The 15,382-nt window shown below is 61.8% G+C and carries 11 protein-coding genes; 7 read left to right on the forward strand and 4 right to left on the reverse strand.

Annotated features, from left to right (window positions below; translation table 11 throughout):
* Positions 1-10: 10 nt before the first annotated feature.
* The 4 genes from alr to CEC48_RS01285 all read left to right on the forward strand — a co-directional run bounded on the left by alr (position 11) and on the right by CEC48_RS01285 (position 4,409).
* Positions 11-1,087, forward strand: coding sequence for an alanine racemase (gene alr / locus CEC48_RS01270; protein ID WP_088422083.1), 1,077 nt, complete (start codon positions 11-13; stop codon positions 1,085-1,087).
* A gap of 116 nt (positions 1,088-1,203) precedes the next feature.
* Positions 1,204-1,752 (forward strand): cupin domain-containing protein, encoded by a 549-nt coding sequence (locus CEC48_RS01275; protein ID WP_003208755.1) that lies wholly within the window; start codon positions 1,204-1,206, stop codon positions 1,750-1,752.
* Between the two features lie 182 nt (positions 1,753-1,934).
* Positions 1,935-2,351 (forward strand): cytochrome c5 family protein, encoded by a 417-nt coding sequence (locus CEC48_RS01280; RefSeq protein ID WP_088422084.1) that lies wholly within the window; start codon positions 1,935-1,937, stop codon positions 2,349-2,351.
* 135 nt (positions 2,352-2,486) lie between these two features.
* Complete coding sequence (locus CEC48_RS01285) at positions 2,487-4,409, forward strand: acetyl-CoA hydrolase/transferase C-terminal domain-containing protein (RefSeq protein WP_088422085.1); 1,923 nt, start codon at positions 2,487-2,489, stop codon at positions 4,407-4,409.
* A gap of 37 nt (positions 4,410-4,446) precedes the next feature.
* Here the strand turns inward: CEC48_RS01285 and CEC48_RS01290 are convergent, their stop codons facing one another.
* Complete coding sequence (locus tag CEC48_RS01290) at positions 4,447-5,019, reverse strand: xanthine phosphoribosyltransferase (RefSeq protein WP_008439415.1); 573 nt, start codon at positions 5,017-5,019, stop codon at positions 4,447-4,449.
* A gap of 57 nt (positions 5,020-5,076) precedes the next feature.
* Positions 5,077-7,086, reverse strand: coding sequence for a DNA helicase Rep (gene rep / locus CEC48_RS01295; RefSeq protein WP_088422086.1), 2,010 nt, complete (start codon positions 7,084-7,086; stop codon positions 5,077-5,079).
* A 267-nt stretch (positions 7,087-7,353) separates the two neighbouring features.
* On the opposite strand from rep, the gene CEC48_RS01300 reads away from it, so the two are divergent.
* Positions 7,354-9,024: a bifunctional diguanylate cyclase/phosphodiesterase gene (locus CEC48_RS01300; RefSeq protein WP_088422087.1), complete on the forward strand. Its 1,671-nt coding sequence runs from the start codon at positions 7,354-7,356 to the stop codon at positions 9,022-9,024.
* 129 nt (positions 9,025-9,153) lie between these two features.
* On the opposite strand, the gene CEC48_RS01305 is transcribed toward CEC48_RS01300, so the two are convergent.
* A complete protein-coding gene (locus CEC48_RS01305) occupies positions 9,154-10,557 on the reverse strand; it encodes a NorM family multidrug efflux MATE transporter (protein ID WP_088422088.1) in 1,404 nt (467 codons plus the stop codon).
* 152 nt (positions 10,558-10,709) lie between these two features.
* On the opposite strand from CEC48_RS01305, the gene CEC48_RS01310 reads away from it, so the two are divergent.
* Entirely contained in the window at positions 10,710-11,630 is a 921-nt protein-coding gene (locus tag CEC48_RS01310) for a LysR substrate-binding domain-containing protein (protein WP_088422089.1), read from the forward strand.
* Between the two features lie 178 nt (positions 11,631-11,808).
* Complete coding sequence (locus CEC48_RS01315) at positions 11,809-13,785, forward strand: methyl-accepting chemotaxis protein (protein WP_088422090.1); 1,977 nt, start codon at positions 11,809-11,811, stop codon at positions 13,783-13,785.
* 3 nt (positions 13,786-13,788) lie between these two features.
* Here the strand turns inward: CEC48_RS01315 and CEC48_RS01320 are convergent, their stop codons facing one another.
* Positions 13,789-15,285, reverse strand: a complete 1,497-nt coding sequence (locus tag CEC48_RS01320; protein WP_088422091.1) for a YifB family Mg chelatase-like AAA ATPase — start codon at positions 15,283-15,285, stop codon at positions 13,789-13,791.
* Positions 15,286-15,382 lie beyond the last annotated feature (97 nt).

Here is a 15,382-nt window from a genome sequence, read left to right on the forward strand (position 1 = left end):
GCCTGCCGCCATGCGTCCTGCCCGTGCCCTGATCGACCTCCAAGCCCTGCGCCATAACTACCAACTGGCCCGTGAAGTCACGGGTGGGGCCAAGGCCCTCGCCGTGATCAAGGCGGATGCCTACGGCCATGGTGCCGTGCGCGTGGCTCAGGCGCTGGAAACCGAGGCGGACGGGTTTGCCGTGGCCTGCATCGAGGAAGCCCTGGAACTGCGGGCCGCCGGGATTCGTGCGCCGGTGCTGTTGCTCGAAGGCTTTTTCGAAGCCGACGAGCTGCCGCTGATCATCGAGCATGATTTCTGGTGTGTGGTGCATTCGCTGTGGCAACTGGACGCCATCGAGCAGGCGTCGCTCAGCAAGCCGCTGACCGTGTGGCTCAAGCTTGATTCGGGCATGCACCGTGTTGGCTTGCACCCCAAGGATTATCACGCCGCTTATCAGCGCCTGCTGGCCAGCGGCAAAGTCGCGAAGATCGTGTTGATGAGCCACTTCGCCCGTGCGGATGAGCTGGACAGCACCAGCAGCGAAGAACAAGTGGCAGTGTTTGAAGCGGCGCGCCAGGGCTTGTCCGCCCTGGTCAGCCTGCGCAATTCGCCGTCTGTGCTGGGCTGGCCGAACGTTTCCAGCGACTGGGTACGCCCGGGCATCATGCTCTACGGCGCCACCCCATTTGGTGAAGACCAGGCCATCGCCGCGCGTTTGCAGCCGGTGATGACCCTCGAATCGAAAGTCATCTGCGTACGTGAACTGCCGGCCGGCGAGCCGGTGGGCTACGGCGCAAAATTCATCACCCCGAAACCGATGCGCATCGGCGTGGTTGCCATGGGTTATGCCGACGGCTACCCGCGCCACGCACCTACCGGCACGCCGGTGCTGGTGGCCGGCCAGCGCAGCCAGTTGCTGGGCCGTGTGTCGATGGACATGCTGTGTATCGACCTGACCGACGTGCCACAGGCCGGGCTCGGCTCTACCGTCGAGTTGTGGGGCAAAAACATCCTCGCCAGTGACGTTGCCACCGCTGCCGACACCATTCCCTATCAGATTTTCTGCAACCTGCGCCGGGTGCCACGGCTCTATTCCGGCGCTTGAGCGGCACCTACGAATGGCAGATCCCGGGATTTAGGCCAAAGTGTTGTAAATACTGAACGCTGTCGCCATGATAACGCTCAATTACAACAACGCCTGAATCCTAGGAGGCTCCTGCATTGGACGTCGGCGAACGACTGCAATCCATCCGTAAACTGAAAGGTCTTTCCCAGCGTGAGCTTGCCAAGCGCGCGGGCGTCACCAACAGCACTATTTCGATGATCGAAAAAAACAGTGTCAGCCCCTCTATCAGCTCCTTGCGCAAGGTGCTGGGCGGCATACCCATGTCGATGGTGGAGTTCTTTTCCGAGGAGATCCTCCAGGAAAAACCGACCCAGATCGTCTATAAAGCCAATGAGCTGATCGACATCTCCGACGGCGCCGTCACCATGAAACTGGTGGGCCGCGCACATCCGAGCCGGGCGATTGCGTTCCTCAACGAGATCTACCCGCCAGGTGCTGATACCGGCGAAGAGATGCTCACCCATGAGGGCGAGGAAACCGGGATTCTGGTGGAAGGTCGCCTGGAGCTGGTGGTCGGCCTTGAAACTTTTGTGCTCGAAGCCGGCGATAGCTACTACTTTGAAAGCACCAAGCCGCACCGTTTTCGCAACCCGTTCGAAGTGCCGGCGCGACTAATCAGCGCAGCCACACCCGCGAACTTTTAAGAAAAGAGGCGTCCTGCCTATGTCGCAGAGACTCCCGTAGCTGCATTCCGCGCTGCTGAATCTCCCTTTGTTTAATAGGGTTGTTTCAGCGGGGCGGGCTAACCGTTATACTTTCGCCGCCTGCGAAACCGTGGCCGCAGGCGTGAATAGCCACCATTGAGGGTGAACGCGTGAACCTAATTATGAAAATGCTGGCTGCACCAGCAACCGTACTGGCCCTTTGGGCCGTCAGCGCTCAAGCTGCGACCAATGATGAAATTGCCAAACGCCTGGAGCCTGTCGGCCAGGTTTGCGTCCAGGGGCAAGAGTGCAAGGGGATGGAAGTGGCAGTGGCGGCGGGCGGTGGCGGTGGTGCTAAATCGCCGGATGACGTGATCGCCAAACACTGCAACGCTTGCCACGGTACTGGCCTGTTGGGCGCACCGAAAATTGGCGACACCGCGGCCTGGAAAGACCGCGCGGATCACCAGGGTGGCCTCAGCGGCCTGCTGGCCAAGGCCATCACGGGCCTGAACGCCATGCCGCCAAAAGGCACCTGTGCCGATTGCTCGGATGACGAGCTTAAAGGCGCGATCGAGAAGATGTCGGGGCTTAAATAAACCGATCTTCGCCAAAAAAGCCGCTGACCAGCGGCTTTTTTGTGCCCGCGATTTACCTTTTGAGGCTGTTCTTTGCAGCAAAGACCCGGCAAGCTCGGTCCAACCCCAATTCATGGAATGTTCGGGAGAAGTCGGATGGTGCAGTTGTGTTCAATCGAGCAAGCAGTCGACGACGTACTGGCACGGTTGCCGGCGCATATTCACATGGGCATGCCCCTGGGCCTGGGCAAACCCAACCTGTTCGCCAACGCGCTGTACCGGCGTATCGCCAAGCTGCCGGACCGGGCGCTGACGATCTACACCGCACTGGCCCTGGGCCGTCCCACCTTGGGTGACGGTTTGCAGAAGCGCTTTCTCGAACCCTTTATCGAACGGGTTTTTGGTGACTATCCCGAGCTGGATTTCCTCGCTGCGCTGCGTAAGGACAACCTGCCGCCCAACATTCACGTGCAACAGTTCTTCCTGCAGCCCGGCAGTTTGCTCCACAGCCTTTCGGCGCAGCAGGATTACGTCAGCAGCAACTACAGCCATGCCGCCCGTGACATCAACGCCGCTGGCCTGAACCTCGTGGCACAACTGGTAGCCAGTAGCGCCGAACACCCGGACCGCCTGAGCCTGAGCTGCAACCCCGACATCACCCTCGACCTGTTGCCGATGATCGCCAAGCGCCGCGAGGCCGGTGAGACCATTCTGGTGGTGGGCCAGGTGCACAGTGATTTGCCCTACATGCCCGGCGACGCCGAGCTTGGCATGGACGAATTCGACTTTCTGATCGACGAGAAGGACAGCACCACGCTGTTCTCCACCCCGAACATGCCGGTGGGTTTCCAGGATCACTTTATCGGTTTGCACGCCAGCACCCTGGTGCGCGACGGCGGCACCTTGCAGATCGGCATCGGCTCCATGGGCGACGCGCTGACCGCTGCGTTACTGGCGCGCCAGGCAGATAACGAGGCGTATCGCCTGCTGCTCACCGACCTGGATGTGTACCAATGGGCGCCGCTGATCAGCCATGAAGGCGGCGTCGCGCCGTTCGCCCGTGGCCTTTACGGTTGCAGCGAAATGTTCGTCAACGGCCTGCTGGTGCTGGCCGATGCCGGAATTGTGCGGCGCAAGGTGTACCCGGACGTCGCGACCCAGCAGCGGGCCAACGCCGGCACCCTGGACGAAGCGGCGCAGACCGACGGGATCTCGGTGCATGGCGGCTTCTTCCTCGGGCCGCGCAGTTTTTACGAGCGCTTGCGGGACTTGCCACAGAGCAAGCGCCTGGAATTCAACATGACCCGCATCAGCTACATCAACGAGCTGTACGGGCAAGAAGCGCTCAAGCGCTTGCAGCGCCTCGATGCACGGTTTATCAACAGCGCGTTTACCGTGACCCTCATGGGCGCGGGCGTGGCCGACCAGTTGGAAGACGGTCGCGTGCTCAGCGGCGTTGGCGGGCAATACAACTTCGTCGCCCAAGGCCATGCGCTGGAAGGCGCGCGCTCGATCCTGATCCTGCGCAGTTGGCGCGAATCGGGTGGTGACGTCAGTTCCAATATTGTCTGGGAGTACGGGCACTGCACGATTCCTCGGCACCTGCGGGACATCGTCATCACCGAATACGGGATCGCGGATTTGCGCGGGCAGACCGATGCCAAGGTGATTGAGAGGCTGCTGAATATCACCGACTCGCGGTTCCAGGAAGACTTGATCGACCAGGCGCAAAAGGCTGGGAAGTTGCCGAAGGATTTCCAGCTGGATCCGCGCTTTGCCGACAACACGCCGGAGCGTTTGCAGGCGATTCAGGCGCGGCACCCACGGTTGTTTCCGGAGTATCCGTTGGGCTGTGATTTCACGGATGAAGAGCGGGATTTGTTGCGGGCGTTGAACTGGCTCAAGAGCAAATTCAAGCTGACGGAGATTTTGGAGCTGGGTAAGGCGGCGTTGGATGCACCGGAGCCTGCGGCGTTTCCCGAGCATTTGGTGCGGATGCGGCTGGATAAGCCGGAGGGGTTGAAAGAGGACCTGTATCAGCGCCTGTTGTTGGCAGGGCTTCAGGCAACCGTACCGTGATGATCGTTCCCACGCAGAGCGTGAGAACGATCAGTGCTTACTCGATGAAGGTCACAACCCCACCCGCCAGCGACTGCACCCGCGCCAGCGACTCAACCCGATAACCCTGCGCGTCCAGCTCCGCACGGCCACCCTGGAACGACTTCTCGATCACAATCCCCAGGCCCGCCACGGTCGCGCCGGCCTGTTTGATGATCGAAATCAGCGCCTGGGACGCCTTACCATTGGCCAGGAAGTCATCAATGATCAGCACGCGGTCGCTGCTGGTCAGGTGGCGCGGAGAAATCGCCACGGTGCTTTCGGTTTTCTTGGTGAAGGAATACACCGTCGCCGACAGCAGGTTTTCGGTCAGGGTCAGGGACTGCTGCTTGCGTGCGAAAATCACCGGCACACCCAGGTTCAGGCCGGTCATGATTGCCGGCGCAATGCCCGAGGCTTCGATGGTGACGATCTTGGTGATCCCCGAATCCTTGAACAACGCAGCGAACTCGTCGCCGATCAGCTTCATCAGTGCCGGGTCGATCTGGTGGTTCAAAAAGGCGTCGACCTTAAGTACCTGATCGGAAAGCACGATGCCTTCTTCGCGAATTTTCTTGTGCAGTGCTTCCACGAAAGCTTCCTCTGTTGGCGCAACACGCGCCGAAAGTAGATTAAAAAGTAGTCGATTCTAGCGCTTTAACATCGCGCGTATATCCGCCAGGGCGGTGTTGCCGCGAACGGCTTTGACTTCGGTCGGTGTGTCGTCGTTGCCTTCCCACGCCAGGTCGTCCGGCGGCAGTTCGTCGAGGAACCGGCTGGGGGCACAATCGATGATCTCGCCGTACTGCTTGCGCTTGGCGGCAAAGGTAAAGGCCAGTGTCTGACGCGCGCGGGTAATGCCCACGTAGGCCAGGCGCCGTTCTTCCTCGATGGTGTCGGCTTCGATGCTGGAGCGGTGCGGGAGGATTTCCTCTTCCATGCCCATGATGAACACGTAGGGGAATTCCAGGCCCTTGGACGCATGCAAGGTCATCATCTGCACGCCTTCGGCGCCGTCTTCTTCTTCCTGCTGGCGTTCAAGCATGTCCCGCAGGACCAGCTTGCCGATGGCGTCTTCGACGGTCATCTCGCCTTCTTCGTCCTTCTCCAGGGTGTTTTTCAACGCCTCGATCAGGAACCACACGTTGCCCATGCGGTAATCGGCAGCCTTGTCGCTGGAGCTGTTGGTGCGCAGCCAGTTCTCGTAGTCAATGTCCATGACCATGCTGCGCAGGGCGCTGATCGGGTCTTCGCCGGAACATTGCTCGCGCACCTTGTCCATGAAGCGCTTGAAGCGCGCCAGGCGATCGGTGAAGCGGGTGTCCAGGTGTTCGCCCAGGCCGATCTCGTCGGTGGCGGCGTACATCGAGATCTTGCGTTCGGTGGCGTAGTTACCGAGCTTTTCCAGGGTGGTCGAACCGATTTCCCGGCGTGGGACGTTGATCACCCGCAGGAAGGCGTTGTCGTCGTCCGGGTTCACGATCAGCCGGAAGTAGGCCATCAGGTCTTTCACTTCCTGGCGTCCGAAAAAGCTGTTGCCGCCCGACAGACGATACGGAATCTGGTGGTGCTGCAGCTTCAGCTCGATCAGCTTGGCCTGGTAGTTACCGCGGTACAGGATCGCAAAGTCGCTGTAGGGCCGGTCGGTGCGCAGGTGCAGCGTGAGCAGTTCGACGGCCACGCGCTCGGCTTCGGCGTCTTCGTTGCGGCAGCGGATCACGCGGATCTCGTCGCCGTGGCCCATCTCGCTCCACAGTTGTTTTTCAAACTCGTGGGGGTTGTTCGAGATCAGCACGTTAGCGCAACGCAGGATGCGGCTGGTGGAGCGGTAGTTCTGCTCCAGCATCACCACTTTCAGGGACGGGTAATCGTCCTTGAGCAACATCAGGTTTTCCGGGCGGGCGCCGCGCCAGGCGTAGATCGACTGGTCGTCGTCGCCGACCACGGTGAACTGGTTGCGCTTGCCGATCAGCAGCTTCACCAGCAAATACTGGCTGGCGTTGGTGTCCTGGTATTCGTCCACCAGCAGGTAGCGGACTTTGTTCTGCCACTTTTCAAGGATGTCGGCGTGTTCCTGGAACAGCTTCACCGGCAGCAGGATCAGGTCGTCGAAGTCCACCGCGTTGAACGCCTTGAGCGTGCGCTGGTAGTGGGTGTAGACGATGGCGGCGGTCTGTTCCTTGGGGTTACGCGCGTTTTCCAGGGCTTCGGCGGGCAGGATCAGGTCGTTTTTCCACGAGCCGATCATGTTCTTGATCTCGTCGACGCCGTCGTCGCCCGCGTATTCCTTTTGCATGATGTCGGTCATCAGGGCCTTGACGTCGGTCTCGTCAAAGATCGAGAAGCCCGGCTTGTAGCCCAACCGCACATGCTCCTTGCGGATGATGTTCAGCCCCAGGTTGTGGAAGGTACACACGGTGAGGCCACGGCCTTCGCCACCCTTGAGCAGGGTGCCGACGCGCTCTTTCATTTCCCGCGCCGCCTTGTTGGTAAAGGTCATGGCGACGATGTACTGGGCACGGATGCCGCAGCTCTGGATCAGGTGCGCGATCTTGCGGGTGATCACGCTGGTCTTGCCGGAACCGGCACCGGCGAGCACCAATAGAGGGCCGCCGACGTAGTTCACGGCTTCTTGCTGCCGGGGATTGAGTCGGGACATACGAAATTCAGGAAGTCATTGATCAAAAGGGCGGGCATTTTAACAGGCTGGCAAGATTCTGCTGCCTCTGAACGACAGTGTGACGTACCACTCGATCTAAATTTGCCGGTTTTGTTACTTTGCCGCAGGATGTGCAGGGTATTTAGGACTATTGTTCGTTCTAGAGCCGCACAGTGCGTATTTGATAACCCATATCTTTGGTCATTATCGGGTCGCACGTCATAATGCCCGCCGCCAACGAAATTTTGCAGAGTCTAGGGAGCTAGCTTGTCTACGCCTGTCGAACCCTTGCGTTTGCTGCTACTGGCCGATATGCCGGCGTGGGCAGCGTTATTGCGCGAGTGCCTGGCGCCGATGGGCGACGGAGCTGTGCTGATCAGCGCACCAAACTGGGAGTCTGTGAGCAATTTGTTCGACGACGATCACAGTGCGGTGTTGTTGACCACGGCCAGTCTTCAGCCCGGCCCCGGTCGTTGCAGCTTGCCAACGGTATTATTGCTGGATGAGGAACCTCTGGTTTCGCCCCTCGGCGTCAGCGACTGGCTGATCCTGAATGTATTGGATGCGGATACATTGCGCCGTTGCCTGCGGCATGTGCGCGAGCGCGGTGTGCTGGAAAACACCCTGCAACGCCTGGCCGAGCAGGACCCGCTGACCGGCATCGCCAACCGCCAGGGTTTCCAGACCCTGTTGACCGCCCGCCTGGCGGAAAACGAAGGCCGTGGCGTCGCCCTCGGTCACCTCGACCTGGACAACTTTCGCCACGCCAACGACGCCCTCGGCCACCAGGCTGGCGACCGGCTGATCCTGCAAGTGGTCTCGCGGCTTAAAAGCCAGCTGGAGGCCGGCGACCAACTGGCGCGCCTGGGCAGCGATGAATTCGCCCTGCTGATCGACACCCGCCGTGCGCCCCAGCGCGCCGAATGGATGGCCGAGCGCATCATCGAAGCCATGGCCGAACCGTATTGGGTCGATGGCGAAAGCCTGCTGATCGGTTGCAGCCTCGGTGTGGCGCATGCCCGCGCCAAGGCCGGCGCCGACCCGCTGATGTGGCACGCGCACATCGCCATGCAGCAAGCCAAGAGCACCCAGGGCTGCACCTTTCATATCTTCAACGAACGCATCAACCGCAATGCCCGCAGCCTCGCTGACCTTGAAAGCGAACTGCGCCGGGCGTTGCGCCGTGACGAACTGGAACTGCATTACCAACCCCGCCTGGACCTCGACGACGGGCATATCGTCGGCCTCGAAGCGCTGGTGCGCTGGCGCCACGGCGAGCGCGGCCTGTTGCCGCCGAGCGAGTTCGTGCCGCTGGCCGAGCAGAGCGGCTTGATCGTGCCGCTGGGCTACTGGGTCATTTCCCGGGCCCTGCGCGACATGCAAGACCTGCGCGAGCGCGGGATTGCGCCGTTGCACATGGCGGTCAACCTGTCGTTCCGCCAGTTCCAGGACAGCCAATTGCTCAGCACCCTCAGCCGGCTGATTGCCGAGCGCGGCGTGGAAGCCCAATGGCTGGAGTTTGAGCTGACGGAAACCGCCGTGATGCGCCGCAGCGACCTGGTCAAGCAGACCATGGACGCCCTTGGCCGGCTGGGCGTGCGCTTTTCCCTGGATGATTTTGGCACCGGCTTTTCGTCGTTCGTGCACCTCAACAGCCTGCCGATTGCCTTGCTGAAGATCGATAAGAGTTTTGTCGGCGGCATGGAAGAGCGCGAAGAGAACCGTAAGCTGGTCCACGCGATGATCAACCTGGCCCACAACCTCAACCTGGAAGTGGTGGCCGAGGGCGTGGAAACCGCCGAGCAGTTGGCGTTGCTACGGTTGTTCGGCTGTGACCAGGCCCAAGGGTATCTGATCAGCAAGCCGTTGCCGTTGGCCGAACTGGTGGACTACCTGACGTTTGGTGACAGCCAGCAGTTGGTGGGCGGCGTGATCTAACGCTGTGAACCACGATCAAAAATGTGGGAGCGGGCTTGCTCGCGAATGCGGTATTTCAGCCAACTAATTCACAGCTGACCCACCGCGTTCGCGAGCAAGCCCGCTCCCACGTTTGACCGAGTACAGTCGTTACTCAGGCTGTGCGGCTTGAAACCCGCGGTGGGTTTCAGGCTCCTGGCGAATCATCCGCTTCATCTTCCGTTCAAACGCCCAGGTCAGGCTGACTGCCGCGCACGCCAGGCCCAGGGCCAGGCCCCACCACACGCCGGTCGGCCCCCCGCCGAGGTTAAACGCCATCAGCCACGCGGCCGGTGCGCCGATCAGCCAGTAGCAACCCAGCCCGACCAGGAACGTGGTCTTGGCATCCTTGAGCCCACGAATGCAGCCCATGGCGATGGTCTGCACGCCGTCGAACAGCTCAAACCACGCCGCCACCGCCAGCAGGCTGACCGCGAGGTTGATCACATCGCGAAACGCCGGGTCGTTCTGGTCGAGGAACAAGCTGATCAGTTGGTGCGAGAACAACCACAGCACCGCTGCAAAGCCCAGCATCACCAGTGCGCCAAAGCCGATACCAACCCGCCCGGCCAGACGCGCTTCCAGCAGGTTCCCGGCACCGTAATGCTGGCCGATGCGCATGGTGATCGCGTACGACATGCCCGCCGGCACCATGAACGCCACCGACACAATCTGCAGGGCGATCTGGTGCGCGGCCAATTGGGTGCTGCCCATGGTGCCCATGCACAGCGCCGCGAAGGCAAACAACCCGACTTCCACCGCGTAGGTGCCACCAATCGGCAGGCCCAGGCGCCACAGTTCCCGCAGGTAATGCAGGTTGGGCCGCAGCAGGCCCTTGCGCAGCGGATACGCGTCGTAGGCGCGGTTGTATTTGATGTACCAGACCAGCGCCAGTGCCATGCAATTGGCAACGACGGCCGTGACCAGGCCAATGCCCACCAGCCCGAGTTTCGGCAGGCCGAACATGCCTTCGATCAGCGCGTGGTTGAGCAGGTAGTTGATCACCGTGCCGCACAGGCTGATGACCATCACCGGCGTGGCCTTGCCGATCGCACTGGTGAAGCCGCGCAGGGCCATGAACGTCAGGTAGCCGGGCAGGGCGAACGGGAGGATGGTCAGGAACTGGCCGGCTGAGGCGACGTTGGTTTCGGTCTGGCCGAACATCAGCAGCACCGGCTTGAGATTCCACAGCAGCAAACCGGCCACCAGCGCCATCAACCAGGCCAGCCACAGCCCGGCCTGGGTCAGCCGGGTGGCGCCTTCGATGTCGCCTGCGCCCTGGCGAATCGCGACCAGCGTGCCTACGGCTGCGATCACGCCGATGCAGAAAATCGACACGAACGAATAGCTCGCCGCACCCAGGCCGCCGCCGGCCAGGGCCTCGGGGCTCAGGCGGGCCATCATCAGGGTGTCGGTCAGCACCATCAGCATGTGGGCCAACTGTGAGGCAATCAGCGGCCCTGACAGCCGCAGAATGGCCCAGAGTTCGGTACGTGCCGGATGCTGCATGATCATCACGCTCAAAAAGTCGGGGAAGAGTGGAAGGGTTGATTCTCGGCGCTCACAGCGCTTTGCACAAAGGGATAAATCTGATGGCTTGCATGATTAAAACTCATGCCTGAATGATTCTGGTAGGGTTTCGATATTGCGCCGTCGGAGCTTTCCCCATGTCTCGTCGTCTCCCTCCTCTTTACGCCTTGCGCGCGTTTGAAGCCGCGTCCCGCTACAACTCGTTCACCCGGGCGGCGGAAGAATTGTCGATTACCCAAAGCGCGGTGAGCCGGCACATTCGCACCCTGGAAGAGCATTTTGCCTGCCGCCTGTTCCAGCGCAGCGGCCGCACCTTGCAGCTCACCGAGGCGGCGCGCCTGTTGCTGCCGGGCGTGCGCGAAGGCTTTGCGGCCCTGGAGCGCGCCTGCCATACGCTGAATGCGGAGGACGACATCTTGCGCATGAAGGCGCCTTCCACCCTGACCATGCGCTGGCTGCTGGCGCGGCTCAGTCGCTTCCGGCATTTGCAGCCGGGTAATGAAGTGCAACTGACCAGCGCCTGGATGAACGTCGATGAAGTGGATTTCAACCAAGAGCCGTTCGATTGCGCGGTCTTGCTGAGCAATGGCCATTTCCCGCCGGACTGGGAGGCCAGCTACCTGTTTCCTGAACTGCTGATTCCGGTGGGCGCGCCAAACCTGTTGAGCGACGGGCCCTGGGACGTCACCCGGCTGGCCACGGCCGAGTTGCTGCATCCGACACCCGACCGGCGTGACTGGCGCTACTGGCTGGAGCGCATGGGCTTGTCATCCCAGGTTTCGCTCAAGGGCGGGCAGGTGTTCGACACACTGGAACTGGGTATGATCGCCGCCGCCCGAGGTTATGGCGTGTCTATGGGCGACTTGTTGATGGTGGCCGAAGACGTGGCCCAGGGCCGCCTGAGCCTGCCATGGCCAACCGCCGTGGCCAGTGGGGAAAGTTACTATTTGGTATGGCCGAAAACCCGGCCGGGTGGTGAGCGTTTGCGACGGCTGGCCGACTTTCTACAGGGCGAGGTCCAGGCGATGGAATTGCCCCAGGTAGAGCGCCTGGATTGAGGTGATTACGCGCCGGTGAGCAATCGTTTGCGTGATACCCCTGCGAATCGCTCAAGTATTGAGCCTGCCCGCCGAAGTAGGGTTGTTGGAACTACCGTTCTACAACGTTTCCCCTATTAGAATTTTGCCGAGCAGCGCTATGAGATCAGGATGATCCAGGCCTCGGCCAGGAGCCTTCATGTCTCAACCTCGCGCCCGGATTGCTTCCCAACTGGGTCTTGCCCTCGCGGTGATACTGGCTGTTGTCATCAGCGGCAGCACGGTATTCGCCCTGCGTTCGCTGGACTCCGCCAACCTCGACACCCGCGAGGAACACCTGGCCAGCGAGGCCCGGTTGCTGGCTGACCAACTCAATACGTTCCACAGCACCTTGCGCGAGAGCACCCAGCGTTTGAGCGGGCTGTTCGAAAAGCGCTTCAGCGCCGGCTTGAGTATGCGCCCTGACCAACCGGTGACGGTGGCGGGCGTGCAGACGCCAGGGCTGTACCTGGGCGAGGAAGTGCTGAACAACAACTTCACTGAGGTCGACGAGTTCAAGCAGATGTCGGGCGGCGTGGCGACCTTGTTCGTACGCAGTGGCGAGGACTTTATCCGCGTCAGCACGTCCCTGACCAAACAGGACGGCAGCCGCGCCATCGGTACGGCGCTGGATCACCAGCACCCGGCGTATCAACGCTTGCTCGGCGGGCAGGGCTACGTTGGCCGCGCGGTGTTGTTCGATCGCTCCTACATGACCCAATACAGCCCGGTGCGCGACGCCAGCGGCAAAGTGATTGCGGTGCTGTTTGTCGGCTTCGACTACACCGATGCGCAGAACGCCCAGTTCGAAAACCTCAAGCGCTTCCGCATTGGCCAGACCGGCTCGCTGGCGCTGCTGGATGAGCAGAAGCACTGGCTGGTGCCGCCGGCTGGCGTGCAGGCGCTGGATCAGGCGATTCCGGTAATGCTCGAGCTGGCCGCCAAACCAGGCAAAGGCCGTTTCTGGAGCGACAAGAACGAAGACTTCTACAGCGTTGCCGTGCCGTTTGAAGGCGGCCCGTGGTCGGTGGTGGCGAGCATGCCGAAAGCCGAAATTCGCGCGGTGACCTGGTCGGTGGGCATTCGCCTGGTGATCGGCAGTTTGCTCGCGATGCTGCTGGCGGTGGGCGCGGCAGTCTGGCTGCTGCGCAGTAAGTTGCAGCCGTTGGGCGACCTGGTGCGTCAGGCCGAAGCCCTGGGCGCCGGTGATTTGAGTGCGCGCCTGAACGTTTCCAGCCATGACGAAATTGGCCAGTTGGCCCGCAGTTTCAACCAGATGGGCGAAGCGCTGTCGACCATGGTTTCGCACATCCGCAAGGCGGCTGAAGACGTCAACAGCCGTGCCCAGGCGCTGTCGGGGTTGTCTGGCGGTGCGTATGAAGGCATGGAGCAGCAGTCCGGCGAAATCACCAGCATGGCCGGCGCGGTGGAAGAATTCAGCGCCACCTCGCTGAACATCGCCGACAACATGGGCAACACCGAACGCCTGGCCCAGGACAACGCCCAGCAAACCAAGATCGGGCGCACCTCGATGCAAGAAGCGTCTTCGTCGCTGGAACACATCGCCACCGCGCTGAACAGCACGGCCACGGTGATCAACACCTTGGGCCAGCGCTCCCAGGAAATCGGCGGGATCGTCGGGGTGATCACCGCGATTGCCGAACAGACCAACTTGCTGGCACTCAACGCCGCCATCGAAGCGGCGCGGGCCGGTGAGCAGGGGCGCGGGTTTGCGGTGGTGGCCGATGAAGTGCGCAACCTCGCGTCGCGCACCCGCCAGGCCACGGACGAGATTTCCGGGATGATCCAGAGCATCCAGCAGGAAACCGGCAACGCCATTAGTACCATGGAGCAAGGCAACATGCTGATGCAGGAAGGCCTGGCACGTAATGCTGACGTGGCATCGGCGCTGGCGCGGATCGACGAGCAAAGCCGCTCGGCCGGCCAGCAGTTTGCGGCGATTACCACCGCGACTCAGGAGCAGAGCAGCACGGCGACACTGCTTAGCAGCAACTTGCAGAGCATTGCCCTGGCCAACAGTGAGCAGCGTGAAGTGGTGTCGAACCTGGCGATTACCGCCAAGGAACTGGAGACCCTGGCGGCGGGCTTGCGCCATGAGGTTGACCGGTTTCGTTGAGGTTTAGCCAGTAGCGGCAGGCCGGTACTGCAAGGCTTCCGCCAGATGATGGCGGGCAATGGCGTCCACCTGTTCCAGGTCGGCCAGGGTGCGGGCGACCTTGAGTAAGCGGTGGGCGGCCCGCAACGACAAAGTCAGTCGTTCGCACGCGCTCTCCAGCCAGCCTTCATCGGCCTTTGCCAGCTTGCAGTGCTGGCGTAGCCCTGGCAGATCAAGAAAGGCGTTGGCGCAGCCCTGGCGCCGCTGTTGGCGCTCCCGAGCCTCGGCGACGAGGACGGATGCGCTGGCGGTGTCATCGCCCGACTGTTTGGCCGGGTTCAGCGCGGTGCTTTCCCGGGCGACGGTTACGTGCAGGTCAATCCGGTCCAGCAGCGGCCCCGAGAGTTTGTTGCGATAACGCTGGATCTGCTCCGGCGTGCAGCGACAGCGCCCACTCGGCTCGCCCACGTAGCCGCAAGGGCAGGGGTTCATTGCGGCTACTAACTGAAAGCGCGCCGGGAAACTCACCCGGTCGCGGGCGCGGGCAATCACGATATGCCCGGACTCCAGCGGCTCACGCAGCACCTCCAATACCTTGCGATCAAACTCCGGCAACTCGTCGAGAAACAACACGCCGTGATGGGCGAGGGTGATTTCTCCCGGCTGCGGTTTCGAGCCGCCGCCCACCAGCGCCGGGCCTGATGCCGAATGGTGCGGCTGGCGAAATGGCCGGTGCGGCCAATGGCTCAGCGGCGCCAGGCTGACCACCGACTGAATTGCCGCCACCTCCAGCGCTTCCTGTTCACTTAGGGGCGGCAACAACCCCGGCAGACGGCTGGCGAGCAAGGTCTTGCCGGTGCCCGGCGGACCGCTGAGCAACAGGTTGTGGGCGCCTGCGGCGGCAATCAACAGCGCGCGTTTGGCTGCGAGCTGGCCCTGTACTTCACTCAGGTCGGGGTAGGGTTTGTTCAAGTACATCAGGCCGCTGGAAACGAAAGGCTCGATGGGAACGTGTCCATTCAGGTGCGCCACCACTTGCAGCAGATGATCCGCCGCAATCACCTTCAACCCCGAAGCGAGGCAGGCTTCCTCGGCATTGGCCCGAGGCACTATCAAGGTGCGCCCGGCCTTGCGCGCCGCCAGCGCTGCCGGCAATACGCCCTTTACCGCGCGTACTTCACCCGACAGCGCCAGCTCGCCCAGGCATTCCACGTTATCGAGCGTCAGCGTCGGTACCTGCACACTGGCGGCGAGAATCCCCAGGGCAATCGCCAAATCAAAACGCCCGCCGTCCTTGGGCAGGTCGGCGGGCGCGAGGTTGAGGGTGATGCGGCGGGACGGGTATTGCAGCGCAGAATTGAGAATGGCGCTGCGCACGCGGTCTTTGCTTTCCTTGACGGCGGTTTCCGGCAAGCCCACCAGCGTCAGCGACGGCAAGCCGTTGGCCATGTGCACCTCGACGGTGACGGCGGGGGCTTCGACGCCAATCTGGGCGCGGCTGTGGACGATGGCGAGGGACATGCTCGTTCCTTGAAATGAGTGGCCGCTTCCTGCGGTTTTTCAAGGGTAGACGAGCTAGGGTGGTGCGAGGCGGAGGAGGTTTTACCGCGCGTGTCCG

The sequence above is a fragment of the Pseudomonas sp. K2I15 genome (assembly GCF_002204795.1).
In the GTDB taxonomy this organism is placed as follows: domain Bacteria; phylum Pseudomonadota; class Gammaproteobacteria; order Pseudomonadales; family Pseudomonadaceae; genus Aquipseudomonas.